15 protein-coding genes are annotated in these 19,453 nt (G+C 36.4%); 6 read left to right on the top strand and 9 right to left on the bottom strand.

All coding sequences use genetic code 11. The features are described 5' to 3' along the window. Positions 1-21: 21 nt before the first annotated feature. Entirely contained in the window at positions 22-639 is a 618-nt protein-coding gene (locus M0R38_09875) for a plasmid pRiA4b ORF-3 family protein (protein ID MCK9482051.1), read from the top strand. A gap of 24 nt (positions 640-663) precedes the next feature. Further along, the gene (gene miaA, locus M0R38_09870) at positions 664-1,539 is read left to right on the top strand and encodes a tRNA (adenosine(37)-N6)-dimethylallyltransferase MiaA (GenBank protein ID MCK9482050.1); all 876 of its coding nucleotides are present in this window, start codon (positions 664-666) and stop codon (positions 1,537-1,539) included. On the opposite strand, the gene M0R38_09865 is transcribed toward miaA, so the two are convergent. The 5 genes from M0R38_09865 to M0R38_09845 form a co-directional block, all read right to left on the bottom strand. After that, positions 1,505-2,089, bottom strand: coding sequence for a hypothetical protein (locus M0R38_09865; protein ID MCK9482049.1), 585 nt, complete (start codon positions 2,087-2,089; stop codon positions 1,505-1,507). The two genes, miaA and M0R38_09865, sit on opposite strands and share 35 nt — an antisense overlap. A 1-nt stretch (position 2,090) precedes the next feature. Next, on the bottom strand, positions 2,091-4,505 hold the full coding sequence (locus tag M0R38_09860; GenBank protein MCK9482048.1) for a TonB-dependent receptor: 2,415 nt from the start codon (positions 4,503-4,505) through the stop codon (positions 2,091-2,093). Positions 4,506-4,790: 285 nt separating this feature from the next. Beyond that, positions 4,791-5,612, bottom strand: a complete 822-nt coding sequence (locus M0R38_09855; GenBank protein MCK9482047.1) for a class I SAM-dependent methyltransferase — start codon at positions 5,610-5,612, stop codon at positions 4,791-4,793. Between the two features lie 78 nt (positions 5,613-5,690). Next, positions 5,691-6,113 (bottom strand): tRNA (adenosine(37)-N6)-threonylcarbamoyltransferase complex ATPase subunit type 1 TsaE, encoded by a 423-nt coding sequence (tsaE, locus tag M0R38_09850; GenBank protein MCK9482046.1) that lies wholly within the window; start codon positions 6,111-6,113, stop codon positions 5,691-5,693. 6 nt (positions 6,114-6,119) lie between these two features. Next, positions 6,120-7,670, bottom strand: a complete 1,551-nt coding sequence (locus M0R38_09845) for a PglZ domain-containing protein (GenBank protein MCK9482045.1) — start codon at positions 7,668-7,670, stop codon at positions 6,120-6,122. 559 nt (positions 7,671-8,229) lie between these two features. Between M0R38_09845 and M0R38_09840 the strand changes: the two genes are divergently transcribed. The 3 genes from M0R38_09840 to M0R38_09830 all read left to right on the top strand — a co-directional run bounded on the left by M0R38_09840 (position 8,230) and on the right by M0R38_09830 (position 11,452). Continuing rightward, on the top strand, positions 8,230-8,673 hold the full coding sequence (locus M0R38_09840; GenBank protein ID MCK9482044.1) for a hypothetical protein: 444 nt from the start codon (positions 8,230-8,232) through the stop codon (positions 8,671-8,673). 114 nt (positions 8,674-8,787) lie between these two features. After that, on the top strand, positions 8,788-9,879 hold the full coding sequence (locus tag M0R38_09835; protein MCK9482043.1) for a hypothetical protein: 1,092 nt from the start codon (positions 8,788-8,790) through the stop codon (positions 9,877-9,879). After that, the gene (locus M0R38_09830; protein MCK9482042.1) at positions 9,863-11,452 is read left to right on the top strand and encodes a gliding motility-associated C-terminal domain-containing protein; all 1,590 of its coding nucleotides are present in this window, start codon (positions 9,863-9,865) and stop codon (positions 11,450-11,452) included. The genes M0R38_09835 and M0R38_09830 overlap by 17 nt, the downstream gene beginning before the upstream one ends. A gap of 20 nt (positions 11,453-11,472) precedes the next feature. Here the strand turns inward: M0R38_09830 and M0R38_09825 are convergent, their stop codons facing one another. Continuing rightward, complete coding sequence (locus M0R38_09825) at positions 11,473-12,513, bottom strand: Gfo/Idh/MocA family oxidoreductase (GenBank protein ID MCK9482041.1); 1,041 nt, start codon at positions 12,511-12,513, stop codon at positions 11,473-11,475. Continuing rightward, positions 12,488-14,191: an ABC transporter ATP-binding protein/permease gene (locus M0R38_09820; protein ID MCK9482040.1), complete on the bottom strand. Its 1,704-nt coding sequence runs from the start codon at positions 14,189-14,191 to the stop codon at positions 12,488-12,490. The genes M0R38_09825 and M0R38_09820 overlap by 26 nt, the downstream gene beginning before the upstream one ends. A 92-nt stretch (positions 14,192-14,283) precedes the next feature. Here M0R38_09820 and gmk point away from each other — a divergent pair, with 92 nt between their 5' ends. After that, positions 14,284-14,856, top strand: coding sequence for a guanylate kinase (gene gmk, locus M0R38_09815; GenBank protein MCK9482039.1), 573 nt, complete (start codon positions 14,284-14,286; stop codon positions 14,854-14,856). A gap of 4 nt (positions 14,857-14,860) precedes the next feature. Here the strand turns inward: gmk and M0R38_09810 are convergent, their stop codons facing one another. Further along, complete coding sequence (locus M0R38_09810) at positions 14,861-16,000, bottom strand: glycosyltransferase family 4 protein (protein ID MCK9482038.1); 1,140 nt, start codon at positions 15,998-16,000, stop codon at positions 14,861-14,863. Positions 16,001-16,013: 13 nt separating this feature from the next. Further along, positions 16,014-19,418, bottom strand: coding sequence for a methylmalonyl-CoA mutase family protein (locus M0R38_09805; GenBank protein ID MCK9482037.1), 3,405 nt, complete (start codon positions 19,416-19,418; stop codon positions 16,014-16,016). Between the last annotated feature and the right edge of the window lie 35 nt (positions 19,419-19,453).

Raw genomic sequence — 19,453 nt, 5'->3', positions numbered from 1 at the left:
GACACCCTCATTTAAACATATATGATTTACCGTTTTAAGATATGGTTTGAAGATGATGATGAAATCATCCGTTGGATTGACATGAAACCCAATCACACATTTAAAGATTTTCATACAGCAATACTAAACGCTATTGAATTTAAAGATATGGAACCCGCTTCTTTCTTTTTATCCAATGATCGTTGGGCAAAAGGATTAGAAATTACCTTAGAAGACATGGGGTTTGAAGATGCTGAAACACCTAAAAATCTAATGCAAGATTGTTTGTTAAAAAAACATATCAACGACCCGCATCAGAAGTTTATTTATATCAATGATTTCATGCAGATGTGGACACTCCATATTGAATTACAAAACATTATTGCTGAAGATGCAAAAGACGTAACATATCCCTTTCTATACAAAAGTATAGGCAAAGCTCCTAAGCAAAACACCGGAATTATTGATATGCCACTGATTGAGGACACAGAATTTGACTCAATAGCAGAACAACTCATCAAAGAAAAAGGAGGAAGACATATCTCAGACCCTGATTTTGAAGACGGGATAGATTTTGATGATGACGAAGAAGAGGACGAAGATGAGGATGATTTTGGACCTGAGTATGGCGATGAGTACGATGAAAAAGATTCATACTAAAGCAACCCCCACTTTTGACTAAGGTTGAACAAACTCATTGTTATAGCAGGACCTACCGCCTCCGGTAAAACATCTACGGCAATTTTTCTGGCTCAAAAATTTCATTGCCCAATTGTTTCCGCAGATTCCAGACAGATTTATCAAGAGTTAAATGTAGGTGTAGCAAGACCCTCTACCCAAGAATTATCCCTTGCTAAACATTATTTCATCGCTTCACATTCGATACATTCACCTTTGAATGCAGGCACGTATGAGAAAGAAGCCATTGCTCTACTTGAACTCTTATTTCAACAACACCCCACAATCATCCTTTGCGGAGGTACCGGATTGTATATCAAAGCTGTGTTGGAAGGACTGGACGAGATGCCCCATGCTTCTATTAAAATCAGAAATGAACTACAAAATTTATTAGAACAAGAAGGAATCGAATCTCTGCAAAATCTTCTTCAAAAACTTGATCCGGATTTTTATCAAACAACAGAAATACATAATCCGCAAAGGTTAATCAGAGCCATAGAAATAGTCAAAATCAGCGGAAAATCTAATCTTGAATATAGAGTACAACATTCTAAAAAGAGAAATTTTGATACAGTATCTTATTATATAGATATTGAACGAAATACTCTGTATGAAAGAATCAACAATCGGGTGGACATCATGATAGCACAAGGATTAGAAGAGGAGGCAAGGAACTTAATGCCATTTAAAGAACTGGAACCTTTGAAGACTGTTGGTTACAAAGAATTTTTCGACTTTTTTGACGGCAAACTATCTCGTCAAGAATGTATCGAAAAAATAAAACAGAATACCCGCAATTATGCCAAAAGGCAAATAACATGGTTCAAGAATCAAGGTAATTTTACACCTATTGCGCCTTCGGAGTTGGAGAGTCTATTTTAAGGCTTTTGCTAATCTCTTCTAATTTTTCCATGCGTTTTAAGAACATATTTTCCGACTCAATGACCGGGTCAAGTATGGCTGCTGACTTTGTTTTCAACTGTGCAATTTCTTTAGCTTCTGCTTTCAGATATTTTTTAAAATCTTCTTTCCCGTAATCTCCATTTTCTACGGATTGTTTCAATGTTCTTGTTTGAATAAATAATTCCTCAGACTCTTTTACAATCGTTTCTATATTCTTATCCAAGTTTTCATACATCATAAAAAACCCGTGATAGTCTGTCAAAATTTTGCTCAGTTCTTCGCTCCTTTGTTCCGGTTTAACTGCTTCTTGAATCAATTTAATTTCAGATAAAATATATTGCTTTCTATGCGCAATTTCCTCAAAGTCAATGCCATCTAATTTCTGTTTAATTTCTAACAAATCACTTTGCAATGAATCTATGTACTCTAACGAACGTTGTTTTTCGTAATCAATCTCCGCTTGGTTATTACAAGAAATGACAACAAGTGAAATGAATGTAAACAAAAAGAGTGCGCACTTCGCTTTCATATTAGAAATTTGATTTGATAGAAAATACAAAATTGCGACCCGGGGATGCAATGCCGGAGCGATAAACCCGGTAGCGTTTATCAAGGATATTTTCCATTCCGACAGCAAATGCAATATTTTCTGTCAGTTGGTACATGTACATAAAATTGAGCGTAGCCCAAGCCGGAGAATATACATTGCCGTTTTTGTCCTTTGCGTACAAATAAGGCTTCCTAATTTCCGAAGCATCCATCATTTGATTACTTACTTGCGCACTATACATGCTATAAACTTGCATATTCAATTTATTGTATTTGTATGTCAACTTTGTTACCCCAAAAGTCGGAGCTATGTGTCTTGGGCGTGTTTTACTTCCATCATCCATCTCTTCAGTTCCTGTTTGATAATTCAATTTTGTAGCAAATCCAAAACCATTAGGCAATTTCACATCAACCCCAACAAAGGTTCCATATATCATAGCAAAAGCTGCATTCTGAATCCCATATACTTCGCTCAATACACTATTGTACATGATACTATCTTCACCATTAAACGTAAATGGTCGTCTCACCATTGCTTTATCCAGATATGTATAATAACCGGACATTTCTAATTTGACCATATCTCCAAATACTTTGACCACATTCACTTCTCCGTTATATACATACTCTGCTTTCAAATTCGGGTTGGGCACTACTACTTCCCCATTTACCACGTCTGTAATTTTTCCGATATCATCCACATTAGGTGCTCTAAATCCGGTAGAAAGATTTGTACTCAGTATCCACGTTGCATTGGGTTTATAGACAAATCCCAAACAGCCGGTAATAGCGTTATTATTCACCTCAGCCTTATTAAAGTCAAAAGGATAAAATGCTAAAAGCCTAGTAAAATCTGAATTCAGTTGATATGCATTGAAACGTCCACCTGCTTGCATTATCATTTTCTTGGAAATCTCATATTGATAGCTAAGATAAGCTGCATACGACTGCCATTCTGATTGAGGGTATCTATCTTCGACTCCAACAGGAATATGAACCGCGATATCATATCCTGAACCTCTTGAAATTACATTATTAAAAACATATTCAACTCCATAGAAGTAATGATGACGATTATGTGATTTCTGAAAATCAATATTAGCCGAATATGCTTCTACCTTATCCAATTGTGTCCTTAAGATATTCTTTTCACTTCCTTTGAATTTCCTACTTATTCTACTCTCTTCTGTATTTTGGACAGCTAATTTCACAGACATTTCATCATAGAAGCGATTTTTTGCATTATGAGTGATTGCCACATTATTCATCATCCATTTTTGAGGACCGTAGCTCCAGTATGCAGAGGAAGGTAAATCATTTTTCATTTCAATCAGCTTATCAAATCGGCTGTATTCCGAAGTTTCAGAAAAATGAAATGAATACGTAAAATCCCATCGCTGATTAGGCTTAAATCTGATTTTTTGCATCAAGTTGTTTTGCGAATATCCTGTTGGATTTTGAACGGTAGGATCCAGATTTTCAACTATCTTATCAACGCTATCTACACGCTGAATATAAAACCTTCTCAGGTATTCATCAGGACCATAAGAACCCATTTTCAGGTCACCAAAATTATTATGAGTAATGCTGGTAACTATTGCCCACTTTTTCCATCCCACATTTACATCAAAATGTCCTGTTCTTTCATTATTAGCAGAAGAAGTCCGCAAGACTGCATTGCCTTTAATAAGTGGAACAGCTGTATAAGAAAATTGCGGTGTTAAAGTTCTAAAGCTCATAACACCCCCAATTGCATCACTGCCATAAATCACAGAACCCGGACCAAAGAGTATTTCTGTGTTCTCCATTGCAAAAGGGTCTAAGGAGATTACATTTTGTAAATTACCAGACCTATATATTGCTGAATTCATTCTTATTCCGTCCACTGCATACAATAATCTGTTGGCTGCAAACCCTCTAATCATTGGACTTCCTCCTCCTTGTTGACTTTTTTGAATAAATACCGCACCGGACAAACCTAATAAATCCGCTGCTGTTTGAGGGTTAAAAAATGACACATCCCTTGGGCTAACTGTTGCTATAAATGATGGGACATTTTGCGTTGATTGCATCCAACGATTTGCAGAAACTACCACCCCGTCTATATTGACAGCAATGGGATGCATCATGACAATAAATTTGTCTTTTTCTAATTCTGCAAAACTTCTAATCTCTGTTTTAAACCCTATTGCTCTAAACTCAATTCCACTAGCATCTGCCAACAAAGATATGTCTGTCTGTCCATTTACATTAGTAGTTGCATTAAATACAGGTGTCATGCTAATTACATTCACACCCTCTATAGCTCGATTCTCTACTGAATTCAAAATAGTTACCACTTGTGCATTTATATCATAGAATACCAATACAGACAATAGGAATAAAAGGCTTTTCATTAAGTAATATTTAAGGAGACAAAAAAAGAGGATTATTATTGTTTGTCAAAATTGAACGTTTATTTTGTTCACACCGAACTATTAAACTCACACTAAAGACTACCACAACAGAAGTTTAGTTTGTAATTTTAGGCATTTAACTCTTCCAATATAAATCAAATACGTGCGAACAGAACTCCAATATCAACCAAGATCCGGCAACACAAGCCTGGTACTAATGGCAACCTAAGGTTGGGAATTCAATTATGACAAGGATTGAAAGATTAAAACAGGGCAAATGAATCCTCATTTGAACGATACCCCAATTCCTGCGCCCTCATACCAATGATTGATTGGCTCTTCTTTAAAAAACAGAAATCGTCTATTTGTCTCTTGAGAAAACAAAGCTAATTTATCCGAGCAATGAGAATTATCACCCAGAATAATTGATTGATCAGTCAAGAGATGGGCAATTGTTTTGTATTCATTATATTCATATTCCAATGAATGATCGCTATCATTGATAAATAGGTCAATAGGCTCATTAAAAGTCTTTAAACTTTCTATAGAATCATTGTAAAGCACTTCTCCAACCTCTGTGTATTTACCGCTGAGCAAGTAACCGGCTTCAGGATTGATATCAAGACCGTAATACTTTCCAATATACCCTTCTTCTTTGTTCTTTAATAGTGCGGCACAGAGCACTACAGATCCTAATCCCTTGTCTATACCTGTTTCTATTACAACCTTTGGTTTTACAATGCGTACAAAGGCATACCAGCCAATTCTTCTAGCCAATCTTACCTCCTTGTCTGCAAACCTTCCAAGTGGAGATTTCTTAATTTCATCAAGCACATGTGAACGCAATGAACTATCTTGTTGAATTTCATCAAATAAAGTGAGAACGTCTTTGTACTGCTTGCCGGTAACTACAGCAATAAAATGCGCCATAAACAACATGTTGTCATCTGATAGATCATACGTATAATTTGTATCCTCTCGTGAAGTAAAACCCCATTTGATTACCTTGCCTAATTGCTTCAATGGATACTGTGTTGCATAAAGAACTCTTCTTATTAAATTCAACATGGGTAACCTTTTCAAAAATCTTAGAATTCTTTTTTTCATTTCTTCTTATGGTTCAAGGGTGGGCAAAACTAAAAATAAATAAATAATAAATAATAGGTTTAAACCATACTCATTCTATTACATATAAATTGAATATCTCCTTTTGTTCTCATCAGCTGCATAAGCAATATATACTTCGATTTTCCTATGAACATCAATATAGTCCTGCACCAATTCGGGCCATTCTATAAAACAAGGAGCGTTACTTTCAAGCAATTCCACTCCCCCAATATCCCAAAACTCTTCAACTGAACGGATTCGATATAAATCTATATGATAAAGTTTATTGGCGCCACTGCCATACTCATTGACTAATCCGAAACTCGGGCTGCTTGCATTATCTTGAATACCCAAATATTTGCATATTACCTTAACCAGCGTTGTTTTTCCGACTCCTAAATCACCATACAGCAAAACAATATTGCGTGTTGGCAATGTCTTGCAAATTAATTCAACTACCTGCTGTATCTGATTATTTTGTAGTTCAAGTGTATGAACCATAGAATTTTAATTGCTCAACGTAACCAATGGCACCAACATCTCTTCTAGACTAATTCCCCCATGCTGGAAGGTGTCTCGATAATATTTCACATAATGGTTATAGTTGTTGGGATAAGCAAAGAAATCTGTTCCCTTGCAAAAAACAAAACTTGAACTTACATGAACCTTAGGCAGAAAAGCCAATTCGGGTTTCTTAATTTCAAAAACCTCTTTGACATTATAGCTCAAATTCTTACCCTGTTTATAGCGCAAATTGGTGGTTGTATTTTTATCTCCAATAATTTTCACCGGGTCTTTCACCTTCACAGAACCATGATCAGTAGCAATAATCAACTTTACTTTCTTTTCTGCCATCTTCTGCATAGCTTCCCAAAGAGGCGAGTGTTTAAACCAACTGTCAGTTAACGAACGATATGCCGCTTCATCTTCAGACAACTCTCTCATCACACTGACATCAGTTCTGGCGTGCGAAAGTGTGTCAATAAAATTATAAACAATCACATTGAGTTGATTATGAAACATATTTCCAATGTTATTGACCATTGCCTTTCCGTTATCAAGATTTGTAACTTTAGTATAACTATGCTTAATATCTAATCTTAACCGTTGTAATAAATCTTTCAAAAAATCAGCTTCATAGAGGTTTCTTCCGCCTTCATCCTCATCATTAAACCATTTATCAGGAAAACGCTTTTCTATTTCTGAGGGTAGCAATCCACTAAAAATACTATTCCTGCAATACTGTGTTGTGGTTGGCAAAATGCTCATGCTCAACCCTTCATTTTCAACCTTAAACAATGTTTTGATAGTTTCAGCAATCACCTTCCATTGATCATATCTCAAATTATCAATCAAGATAAAAAACACCGGCACTTTTTCATCGAGATGGGGTACCACTTTTCTTCTAATGAGATTGTGACACATTACAGGGCTGTCCTCCCCTGTTTGTTTCAAGAAATTGAAATAATTCTTCTCAATAAAATCAGAAAAATTCCTGTTTGCCTCATTCATTTGGGTTTCTAACACCTCACTCATACTTTGGTCTTGTGCCTTTTGAATTTCCAATTCCCAATAAACAAGTTTTTTATAAATATCCTTCCATTCCTTGAGAGAATTGGCATCCATCATTGCCATAGCAATATTTCTAAAGTCTTGTTGATAGCCAAGATTTGTCTTTTCAGAGATTATTCTTCCGCTGTCCAATAACTTTTTCAACGAAAGAACAATTTGATTGGGATTGACAGGTTTAATTAAGTAGTCTGCAATCTTAGACCCAATGGCATCTTCCATAATTTGTTCTTCCTCTGACTTGGTAATCATAACAACCGGAATCTCAGGTCTTGACTCTTTGATACGAGCAAGTGCTTCCAACCCAGACATCCCGGGCATATTTTCATCGAGAAACACAACTTTTGGCGATTGTGAAATCACTGCTTCAACAGCATCTGCACCATTATTGACCGTAATAACCCTGTACCCTTTTTTCTCTAGAAACAACACATGGGGTTTTAGCATGTCTATCTCGTCATCCGCCCAGAGAAGTGTAATTTGATTCATGCTACAATATTAAAGCTAATATCTGTTCCATCTATATAATGAAGTTATTTGTTGGCTATAACGTGCTAGGATAACAGGTTTATACTTTACCCTGTCTGGCTGAGACAATTATAGCATTCAAAGCACCTGACATAGTTGTTTTGAATATAGTTAAAGAGATTCAGCAGGCTTAGATAAGAATTTCATCTAATATTACACTGCAATTATCCGACAAATCTCGACTTTTATCAAACCATATTAAACGGACATATAAAGATTGCCTACCTTCACTATATAAGTAAGAAGGGGCGGTTGCTTTGTATATATTAGAACTGTCCAACTTTTATAGTTTTAAGACTTTTAGTCCTCATGTTGAGTCAAAATACACTATACTCAGTACAAACACTACTTAATACGTTATTGAGAAAACTTACAAGAGTGAAGTTAGAGCATCATTACATTTATATATTCTTATTTTTTTAACCCATAATTTGCCCAATATGAAAAATCGGTTTTGTGGAAAACTACTTACAAACATTGACTCCCCAGAGCAAGATCTAACATGAATAAGACCAATATAATGAAAAAGTTATTTTCAATCTTAGTAATGCTAATAGCATTTAATCAATTGAGTAATGCTCAAGGACAAACCTGTTTGCCCACAGACATTGATTATTGCACCTCAACATGCGGTATGGTTTGTGAAATAGATAACCAAACAGATTGTGATTTGCACTTTGCATGGGGGTATCAAGGGAGTGGCTACCCAAACCCAAATGAATATATTGGCTTTGTTTTAAAAAACTCCAATGTAGGGATTCCAAATCCATTACCATGGATTGGACCATGTATGAGATTTTGTGATGGGACATGTCAGTGTCCTACATTATTCAGACTCTTAGATCCATCAACGATGCAACCCATTGAACCATGGGTCGGCAATATTTTTAATTGGGCAAATCAAACAACAACCTTCACAACAGTATTACAGTGTTGTGGTTTATCCGGCTGTCAATATATTTAAGTTGATGTAACTATGGTTAATGGATTTATAAAATTTAGATTTTATGTATGATTAGCATCAAACAGTTTTAGACAGCGAAAGAGAGTAATAAATGAACGCGCTTTATTCTGACGAATGAGAAAAATATTCTTTTATATATTGTTGCTCCAATTGCATTTTTCTTCCACAGCTCAATCTGGTAGAGAGTTCAGCAATTGGATTTTTGCAGACAATAATACATTTTACTTCCCAGACACTGCATCCGATCCCGTGGTAAGCAACAATCCCACTCTCAATATAGTGAACTCAACTTATGGACTTAATGACTATCCAATTACAACTTGTGTATCCGACTCCAATGGTAATCTTCAATTTTACACGGCTAAAGGCACTATTTGGAACAAGAATTTTCGATTGATGCAAGGGAGTGAACTCATTGATAGTCTTTCTATGTTTCCTTTTGCAATAAAAAGACCCAACAGAAGTCATTATTGCATCAGTTCAAAATATGCCATAGATATGGACATAGATAGCGGAAGAGGTGGTGTTGTAGAGGACAATCGTTGCTTCACGGTTACCTTTAGCGATTACATAAACCACCCTAGCAAGAGATTCGTATGGCTTTTAGAAAGTAGGGTATCTCAATTTGATTCGACTCTTTACATTTATGCTTATAAGTTTACACAGAATGGTATAGATAGCAATGATGTTATCATTTCTAAAGCACTAAAGTTCCCTCACAAAATAACCATTAATAGTTCCATAGTAAATATTAGGCTCGCACGTGCTTGCAAAATATCTCCTGACGGCAAGTATTTGATTGTGCATGGCATTGATGTTTACAACTCATTGACTGATGACTTCGGTAATTTATGGAATGATAGGCGTATTTTGTTACTTGATTTTGATATTGAAACAGGAATTGCTCACAACCCAAGACAAATCAAAGTGCCATTTCACCAAGGATATTACAATCAGCCTCATGTTAGTGGAATTGAATTTTCAAGATCATACAATTATTTTTATTTATCTCTAAATTATTACGCACATCCCGACCTTGGTTTATACCAGTGTCCTGTAACTATAGTGAATGACACGCTACTTACCAATGCATGTCATAAAGTTATTGGCAATGGAATGCATAGTATTACAAACCTAAGACTTGCATATAACAAGAAAATTTACTTATCTAGAGATACATATATGCAGAGTGGTATTTTACAATGATTCCGCTATCTCAGTGATTAATGAGCCTGATTTACCTCGTGATTCTTGCAATTATTCATCTTTAGCAATTCTTCTTCCAGAAAAGAACTCTTGTTATTTGCCTGAAAAAGTCCTAGCATCCCTCTATTACCCCAAAATCGAAAGTAAAGCATCTTGTGTAAATGACACTGCTGTCTTCTTAATGACCTTTGCTGAATATGATTCAATACATTGGTCATTTGGAGATGGGGCAACTTTGACAAGCATGAGCGATTCAGTGTTCCACGTTTATATCAATGACGGGACATTTGAGGTAAAGGCAACCCTCTTTATGAACGGGAGCATTGACACGACAAGCTTCTGGAAAGAAATTTTTAATATTACTCCTTTGAACCTCGGAAATGACACCCTTATTTGTACTGGAAGCTCTTTAATGATAGATGCCTTTCACCCTGAATACACCAGCTACAGATGGAATGATAAAAGTACAAACACATGGTTAAAAGTGAACGAATCCGGAAAATATTCTCTTTCTGTTTCTTCTCTTCATTGTACAGCATCCGATTCAGTAAATGTTGATTTTCTGTCTTGTGGAATTATTGCAGACAATGTTTGCCAATCCGATTCACTGAAAGCAAGACTTTTTACAAATTCGGCAGATTCTATCCTTTGGGATTTTGGTGACGGGTATATTAAACTAGGCGATTCAACAGTATATCATCTCTACGAATTACCCGGTAAATATGCGCTTAAGACATTGTTATATTACAGAGGAATAAGTATTAAATTTGAAAAAGAAATTGAGGTGTATGAGAGTCCTAATCAAACAAAATTAGTAATAACACCTAATAGCGGGTGCAGCCCACTCAATGTGTTATTTAAACTCGATCATGATCTTATAGGGCAATTCCTATATAGAATTAACTTGAGTAACGGTGATTCTCTTGTAGGCAACGAATCAAAAACAATACAATCAAAATTGTTAGGACAGGTCGGAACATATACCTCAAACATAAAGATTGTTACTCAAAATGGATGTGTTGCAGAAATTGACGGAGATAGTATTTCGATTTATCCAAAACCCTTAGCTGCATTTTCATTTTCACCAGAAGAACCTAATTTGGATAATTTAAACATTCGTTTCAATAATCTCAGTACAGGCGCATTTAATTGGATTTGGTCAATAAATCCTTTTGGCAATTTCTTTGAGTTTGAGCCACAAATCAAATATGAAGACACAGGACATTTTTCAGTTAGACTTATCGCAATTTCAGAGGATAACTGCCAAGATACAGCTGATGGTTCTGTATTCATTAGACCACTCTACAGAGTTTTTTTCCCAGATGCCTTTTCCCCAAACGGAGACGGAATAAACGATTACTTTTTCCCAACTATGCATGGTGTATCATCCTTCCACTTAAAAATATTTAACAGATGGGGCGAACTGGTTTTTGAAACAAAAACTAATAACAGTTGGGATGGAAAATGCAAAAACCTGGAATCCGCAATAGGAATCTATACCTACATTGTTGAACTCATAACAATTTACGGAGAAAAACACTCGTTCTCTGGCACGTTCACACTTGTGAGATAAGAAATCAACTCTTCTGAAAATTAGCCTTTTTTCTTTAAAAATAGATTGTTTTCATAAATCCTCTCAATGATTTCTACCACCTTTAATCCTTCGAGTGCATTCGTTGTAACCACATTCCTTCCTTTCAAGGTATCAATCACATTTTCATAAAACAAATTATGATTATTCGCAGAGCCTTTATATCCTCCATAATCATTCGCAGGATTAGCCTCAGGCAATTCAGGCATCTGATAATCTTTGATATTACAAACTTCAACTTCGTTCATGTATTGTCCACCTATCTTCACAGTTCCATTCTCTGCCACAATGGTCAAAGATGATTCAAGATTTTTATCCCATACTGCGGTTGAGTAATTGAGACAACCCATACCTCCGTTAATAAAATCAAAATTGACAACCCCACTATCTTCAAAATCTGTATTTTGCTGGTGTTTAAAATCATTAAACTTGGCTTTAATGTTGGTAATATCGCCAAACAACCAATACATGATGTCAATGAAGTGAGAAAATTGAGTAAATAGTGTACCGCCATCAAGTTCTAAATCACCTTTCCAAGTATCAGGCTTATAGTATCGTTCGTCTCGATTCCAGTAACAATTTATTTGAACCATATAAATATCGCCTAACACCCTTCTTTCAAGCAAGTCTTTAATCCAAACTGAGGGAGGAGAATATCTGTTTTGCATCACACAAAAAACCTGTTTGGACATTTGCAGTGCTTTGAAAATCATCTTTTCGCAATCTGCTTTGCTTAATGCCATTGGTTTTTCGATTACAAGATTCTTCTTTGCAGCAAGAGCCTTCAATCCAAAAGTAGCGTGGAGTCCATTGGGAGTACATACAGACACTACATCAATATCAGGATGATTATGTAATAACTCATCAGCTGAAGAATAAAAAGGTACAGTATATTGCTCAATACCTAACAATGCCTTGTCTTTGATATCACAAAGAGCCACTAATTCAGCCTCAGGATGTCTATGCACCATCTCGGCATGTCTTTTTCCGATATGTCCACATCCAATAACTGCGAATCTAACTTTCTGATTTTGAATATTCATGTAGGTATATTTGTTTATCTTTAAAATTTATATTTAAGTCTGCAATAGTAAAAAAATCCGGGTTATGAGAAATGAGAATAATAGTACACCCTCTTTGACGCATTGCCCGCAATGTTCTCAAAATGTAATGTGTGTTCTCAGAGTCAAGATTAGCAGTGATTTCATCTAGCAATAAAATACGGGTGTTCCTGTATAAAGCACGCGCTAATAACAACCTTTGTTTTTGTCCCTCCGAAATCTTAAATCCCTCTTCTCCAATAGCACGTGTTTCCCATCCATCCACAAATTCATTGAGTCCGGACAAAACAAGCGCTTCTTCCGCACGTTTTTTATCTACCGCCTTGTCTGAGCCAAGAGTGAGGTTGTCCAAAATACTTCCTCTATGTACAAATGGCTTCTGACTAATATATGTCAACTGATTTTGCCAAGATTTGATATTGTTAGGAGTGATTTTAACTCCATCAACCCACAACTCACCTTTGGAAGGCGTAACTTGACCGGCAATAATTTTGAGCATTGTTGACTTTCCTGCACCTGAACGACCTGAGAAAACAGTGATAGTGCCGGCAGGGATAGTAAAATTAAGCGGATTAAAGATTGGTTCATTACTTTCTCTGTAAGTTTGACTTACAGCCTTAACTGATAAATTTTTACAAAATGGTGCTAACACTTCACTCTCAATTTCAACACTCGTATTGATATTCAACGTTTTAAGATGGTTTGAATACAGTCGCATTTGAACTAAATTTAACTGAATACGATTGATTGCAGGCACAGCTCTGAATAATGCCAGCGCAAAAACTGACCCAAACAAAATAAAATCTTCTTGAAAATCTATCATGTACGCATAGAGAATCATAGCTGCAAGCCCAACAACCGAAATCAGCTCATTGACTCTAAACGGAATCACTTTGAGGGTATTCGTCTCCAACTCGCCTTTGGCAAGTGTATAAACTTTATCTGTAATATCTTTAATATAGAATTCCTGTGCCTGATTCTGCTTTATATCAAGCATACCGCTATGGCTTAAAGTAATTTCATTAAAAAGATTCTTGCGTTTACTGATATTACTCTGCCCAAGTACTTTAGTTCGCGAACGAATCCATTTATACATAATAATACCGGAGAGAGCGAGTACAATCATTAGACCTAAGGAGATAAAGGGATAGAAGACCAACAGACCACATAAAATGCAGATAAGCACCACAGATTCTTGAAACAAAACAAACAATGGAACAAAAATCCCCTGACCTATTAACAGAGGTTGAAAATATACCTTTTCTGAAAATAAAGACGAGTTGGTTTCCAAGCGTTTTTCATAAGGTAAATCTAAAAATTGACGAGTATTTATTTCTGAAATATTCCGCACAATTCTACTCACTAAACTTGCCTGTTTTTTTAGAAGAAAGAATGAAACATAGGCTTTGACTATAAAAAAAAGCATTACTCCCGCTAAAAAAGCAAACAGATATGTTACAGGATAATGTCCAAAAATAGAATTATGCAAACCGGAATTCAATAATACAACCAACAAAGGTACAAGGACAGCCAAACCTACGAAATCCGCAATTGACAGCAAAGACAAGCCCAATGCATGTTTAACAACTGTAGGTTTGTATTTAGCCTGCAATATTCTCCATGCTTGTTTATATATATCAAATATTTCTTTAAAATACATTGAAATACCGGCTCCCCTTAATTTGATGCGAAAGTAATTATTGCAGGTTATTCTTCCTAATTAATTTGGCTACCTTTGAGCACTCAAAACCGATGGAAATAAACGGAAAAGTCATCATTTTTTCTGCCCCTTCAGGAACCGGAAAAAGCACGGTTGTCAACCATTTGCTTAACATATTCCCTGAATTAGAATTCTCTGTTTCGGCTACTACGAGAAAACCCAGAGGCAAAGAAATTCATGGTAAAGAATACTATTTCTTATCAGAAAGTGATTTTAAAGCAAAACTTGCTAACGATGAGTTTTTGGAACATGAGATGGTTTATGAAGGACTGTATTACGGCACACTTTGGTCTGAAGTAAAACGAATTTGGAGCCATGGAAAAACTGTGGTTTTTGATGTAGATGTCATGGGTGGATTAAACATAAAAAAACAATTCGGAGACAAAGCTCTTGCTGTTTTTCTAAGACCTCCAAGCATTGAAGTGTTGATGGAAAGGTTGAAGAAAAGAAGTACCGAAGTAGAACATGAACTTCAAGAAAGAATCAACAAAGCCAATCATGAACTTTCTTTTGAATCTAAATACGATGTGGTGGTTGTGAATGATGTTTTAGAACAAACATTTACACAATGTGAGAGTCTGGTTAGGAATTTTATTAGTTCTTAATCACTTATCCTGAAATAGAACTAAGAAAAGCCACATAATCTTTAATAATAACATCCCATTTGAAAGGTGTTGCTTTCTGAATTGAATGTTGCTTTTTCTTTAACAGCTGATCTGCATCCATCGAACAAAACGATAGAATACCTTCTTCCAACTCTTTGACATTTCCCGGTTGTATTAGCTGTCCATTATCAGCGCTAACTAATTTTGCAACCGCTCCTACATCCGTAGCCAATACCGCTAATCCACGTGTCATAGCCTCTAACACAACAGTGGGCATCCCTTCTGATAGAGATGTCAGCAGCAACACATCACATTGGTCAAGAATGTTTTGAATTTTATTCTCATCCATGATTTTGCCATGATAAGTGAACTCTTTGCCTGACAATTGCATTGCAGCAGGAATTTCGCCAATAAAATCTATTGCAAATTCTTGCTGTGCATTTGATAGTCTTTGAAGGACGGGATTCAACAAATGCAATCCCTTTCTCGCTTCATGTCTGCCTATAAAAACAAATTTTAACACCCCCTCATGCACTTGCAATTCATTTACATCTCTATACCATGAAGACTCAATACCGATACCACACTCCCACACTTTACTTTTATGAGATAACTGATTCAGACGAGCGGTTAACTTACCTCCTAAGGATTGGATAAAATCCGCATTTTTTATCAGAGATTTTGCAGGGATTCGCAATAGGGATTTTTCAAGTCTTTCCTTAAAAGAGAACGCAGGTTGATACATTTCAATTCCATGTAAATTGAGCACTACCGGGGTGCAAACATTTTGATTCCGTCTTTTAAGCATTGTCCAAGCAGTAAAGCCTTGTGCATAAATTACATCAAACGAAGCCATGTCGGTTTTAAAATGTTCATAAAGTAACTGACTGTATTTCCTTGAATTTAAAATATAATGTCCCGGCAAATGAATGGAATCAGGGAATTTAAATCCAACAACTGCTGTAACTTCTAATTCCTTGGCAACTGTGCGATTATCGGGAATAACATTCTCTCCATAAACACAGTGCGCAAGCGTAACCTCACAACCTTCTCTTGCAAGATACCTGGCTAAGTTATTGGAATGTTTTTGCATCCCTCCCAAAGCATAAGGATAAACCCCATCTGTAAGCAGAAGAACTTTCATTAAGGCTTAGAAATTACATACTTCTCCTATATTGCCCTCCCACATTGAACAAGGCATCGGTGATCTGACCTAATGAACAAATCTTAGCAACTTCCATTAATTCTGCAAACACATTCTTATTGTGAATTGCGGCTGATTGCAGCTTCTTGAGTGCTTCGTCAGTATTTTTTTCATTTCGCTTATGCAAATGAGCCAACATCTCAATTTGATAGTCCTTTTCCGTTTGTGTAGCCCGAATGACTTCTTTAGGAATAATAGTTGGAGATCCACTGCTACTCAAGAATGTATTAACCCCTATAATAGGGAACTCACCCGTTTGTTTTAATCTTTCATAATATAAACTCTCTTCTTGAATAGTACTGCGTTGGTACATTGTTTCCATTGCGCCCAACACACCACCTCTATCGGTAATTCTATCAAACTCAGCATACACAGCTTCTTCTACCAAATCTGTTAACTCTTCAATGATAAATGAACCTTGTAATGGATTTTCATTTTTTGCCAAGCCTAATTCTCTATTGATGATAAGTTGAATCGCCATAGCCCTGCGCACAGACTCCTCTGTCGGGGTTGTGATCGCTTCATCATAAGCATTAGTATGCAGAGAATTACAATTGTCATAAATTGCATACAAGGCTTGCAATGTTGTTCTAATATCATTAAAGTCAATTTCTTGGGCATGTAAAGAGCGACCACTGGTTTGAATATGGTATTTTAACATTTGTGAACGAGCATCCGCACCGTATTTGTGTTTCATCGCTTTCGCCCAAATTCTTCTCGCCACACGTCCTATTACTGCATACTCAGGGTCTATTCCGTTACTAAAAAAGAAAGACAAATTAGGTCCAAAATCATCAATACTCATGCCTCTGGAAAGGTAGTACTCAACATAAGTAAAACCATTTGACAGTGTAAAGGCTAATTGTGTAATTGGATTTGCTCCGGCTTCCGCAATATGATATCCTGAAATTGAAACTGAATAAAAATTCCTGATTTTTTGAGAAATAAAATATTCTTGTACATCACCCATCAATCTAAGTGCAAACTCAGTACTAAAGATACATGTATTTTGTGCCTGATCTTCTTTAAGTATATCAGCTTGTACAGTGCCACGAACCTGAGATAAAGTATGGGCTTTAATCTTTTCATATACATTTTGAGGCAGCACCAGATCTCCTGTAACACCGAGCAACATGAGCCCTAATCCATCATTTCCTTCAGGTAGCTCACCTTGATATTGAGGTATTGGTTGTCCATAAGACTTGTAAATCTTTGCAATCTTCTTTTTTACCTCATTCTCTAATCCGTTTTCTTTTATATAAACCTCACATTGCTGATCAATCGCAGCATTCATAAAGAAAGCCAACAACATAGGTGCAGGACCATTGATAGTCATAGAAACAGAAGTCTTAGGGTCTGCTAAATTAAACCCGCTGTATAGCTTTTTGGCATCATCCAAACAGCAAATACTCACACCGGCATTTCCAATTTTCCCATAAATATCAGGACGTAAATCCGGGTTTCTGCCATACAGGGTTACAGAATCAAACGCTGTTGAAAGACGTTTAGCCGGCATCCCTTTGCTGACATAATGAAACCTCTTATTAGTTCGTTCCGGACCACCTTCTCCGGCAAACATTCGTGTTGGATCTTCTCCTTCTCTCTTGAAGGGATAAATTCCGGCAGCATAAGGAAATTCACCCGGAAAATTTTCAGTTAATATCCAAAGTAAAATATCTCCCCAACCACTGTAACGCGGAACCGCAATCTTCGGCACCTGTGAATGAGACAAAGACTCTGTATGGGTTTGTATTTTTATTTGCTTATCGCGTACTTTAAATACAAAATATTCATCCTTAAAAGATTGAATCTTGTTAGCCCATTGTTGTATCAAATCCCAATGATGGGGGTTTAGATTCTTCTTTTCTTTGTGGAATTGAGCGACCAATTTTTTGAGTATATCATCAGAGCCTTTATAGTTAGGATTGAGCAATAAGTCATCTCCTCCAAAGCTAAGCACGGCTTGGTATAAACCATATAATTTTGAAGCAATTTCAGATTGTCTAACTGCAGTGGCGTTATAGTTTCTATTATTCTCTGTAATTTCACTTAGATAGCGAGTACGCTGCGGAGGGATGATATACACTTTCTCAGACGACTCTTGCTTGATTGCGACTCCTGTTCCAAATTTCACTTTTGTTTTTTTCTCAATCACCTCTATCAGTTTGTGATATAATTTATTCATACCTGAATCATTGAACTGAGAAGCAACTGTCCCGAAAACGGGCATATCTTCCGGCTTCATATCAAACAATTTGTGATTGCGTTGAAATTGTTTCTTTACATCTCTAAGTGCATCCAAAGCTCCTTTCTTGTCAAACTTATTCAGTGCAACAACATCAGCAAAGTCAAGCATATCAATCTTTTCAAGTTGAGAAGCAGCACCATACTCCGGTGTCATCACATAGAGTGCTACATCTGCATGTTCTGAAATTTCACTTCCTGACTGCCCTATTCCTGAGGTTTCCAGTATAATCAAATCAAAGCCGGCAGCTTGCATAATTGCAAGTGCATCATCAACATGTTGACTCAAAGAAAGATTGCTTTGACGGGTTGCCATTGAACGCATGAACACACGTTCATTGTTTATTGAATTCATTCTGATTCTATCACCCAACAATGCTCCACCTGTCTTGCGTTTACTTGGATCAACAGAAATAATGGCGACATTCTTCTTAGGAAAATCGTTGAGATATCTTCTCACAAACTCATCAACCAAACTTGATTTTCCTGCACCTCCTGTTCCTGTGATTCCCAACACCGGTGTCTTTGATTTAGCGGCAGCTGATTTAAAGGTTTGTTTAAATAACTTAGGATTATTTTCTGCAAGCGAGATGAGTCTTGAGATGGTGTTAACATCCCTTTTTTCAAGCAATTTTTTGAGTTTATCACCGGTTGGAACACTTGGTTTCTTGTCATAGATTTTATCAACCTTTTGCACAAGATCATTTATCATCCCTTGCAAACCCATACTTCTACCATCATCGGGAGAATAGATCCTCTCGATTCCATACTTCATCAAATCTTTGATTTCTTTGGGTAAAATTACACCACCACCACCGCCAAAAATCTTGATATGCCCTGCACCACGTTCTTTGAGCAGGTCATACATATATTTAAAGTATTCATTATGCCCACCTTGATAACTCGTCATAGAAATAGCATCAGCATCTTCTTGTATGGCAGTATTGACTACTTCAAGAGCACTCCTATCGTGTCCTAGGTGGATGACCTCCGCACCAGTGCCTTGAATAATTCTACGCATGATATTAATCGCTGCGTCATGTCCATCAAACAGTGAAGCTGCTGTAACTACACGAATCTTATGCTTGGGATGATATACTTCTTGTTCTTTCATAATATTTGAAACGTCAATAATTAAAGACGTGCAAA

It is taken from the genome of Bacteroidia bacterium, assembly GCA_023228875.1.
Taxonomy (GTDB): Bacteria; Bacteroidota; Bacteroidia; order NS11-12g; family UBA955; genus JALOAG01.
Note: the sequence above shows the minus strand (reverse complement) of the source record. Positions and strands in the feature narration are given on the sequence as shown.

What these genes read in the sequence shown, in the direction of transcription:
- M0R38_09875 (MCK9482051.1), top strand. Translation starts at nt 22, where the DNA reads ATGATTTACCGTTTTAAGATATGGTTTGAAGATGATGATGAAATCATC.
- M0R38_09865 (MCK9482049.1), bottom strand. Translation starts at nt 2,089, where the DNA reads ATGAAAGCGAAGTGCGCACTCTTTTTGTTTACATTCATTTCACTTGTT.
- M0R38_09860 (MCK9482048.1), bottom strand. Translation starts at nt 4,505, where the DNA reads ATGAAAAGCCTTTTATTCCTATTGTCTGTATTGGTATTCTATGATATA.
- M0R38_09855 (MCK9482047.1), bottom strand. Translation starts at nt 5,612, where the DNA reads ATGAAAAAAAGAATTCTAAGATTTTTGAAAAGGTTACCCATGTTGAAT.
- tsaE (MCK9482046.1), bottom strand. Translation starts at nt 6,113, where the DNA reads ATGGTTCATACACTTGAACTACAAAATAATCAGATACAGCAGGTAGTT.
- M0R38_09845 (MCK9482045.1), bottom strand. Translation starts at nt 7,670, where the DNA reads ATGAATCAAATTACACTTCTCTGGGCGGATGACGAGATAGACATGCTA.
- M0R38_09840 (MCK9482044.1), top strand. Translation starts at nt 8,230, where the DNA reads ATGAAAAAGTTATTTTCAATCTTAGTAATGCTAATAGCATTTAATCAA.
- M0R38_09835 (MCK9482043.1), top strand. Translation starts at nt 8,788, where the DNA reads ATGAGAAAAATATTCTTTTATATATTGTTGCTCCAATTGCATTTTTCT.
- M0R38_09825 (MCK9482041.1), bottom strand. Translation starts at nt 12,513, where the DNA reads ATGAATATTCAAAATCAGAAAGTTAGATTCGCAGTTATTGGATGTGGA.
- M0R38_09820 (MCK9482040.1), bottom strand. Translation starts at nt 14,191, where the DNA reads ATGTATTTTAAAGAAATATTTGATATATATAAACAAGCATGGAGAATA.
- gmk (MCK9482039.1), top strand. Translation starts at nt 14,284, where the DNA reads ATGGAAATAAACGGAAAAGTCATCATTTTTTCTGCCCCTTCAGGAACC.
- M0R38_09810 (MCK9482038.1), bottom strand. Translation starts at nt 16,000, where the DNA reads ATGAAAGTTCTTCTGCTTACAGATGGGGTTTATCCTTATGCTTTGGGA.
- M0R38_09805 (MCK9482037.1), bottom strand. Translation starts at nt 19,418, where the DNA reads ATGAAAGAACAAGAAGTATATCATCCCAAGCATAAGATTCGTGTAGTT.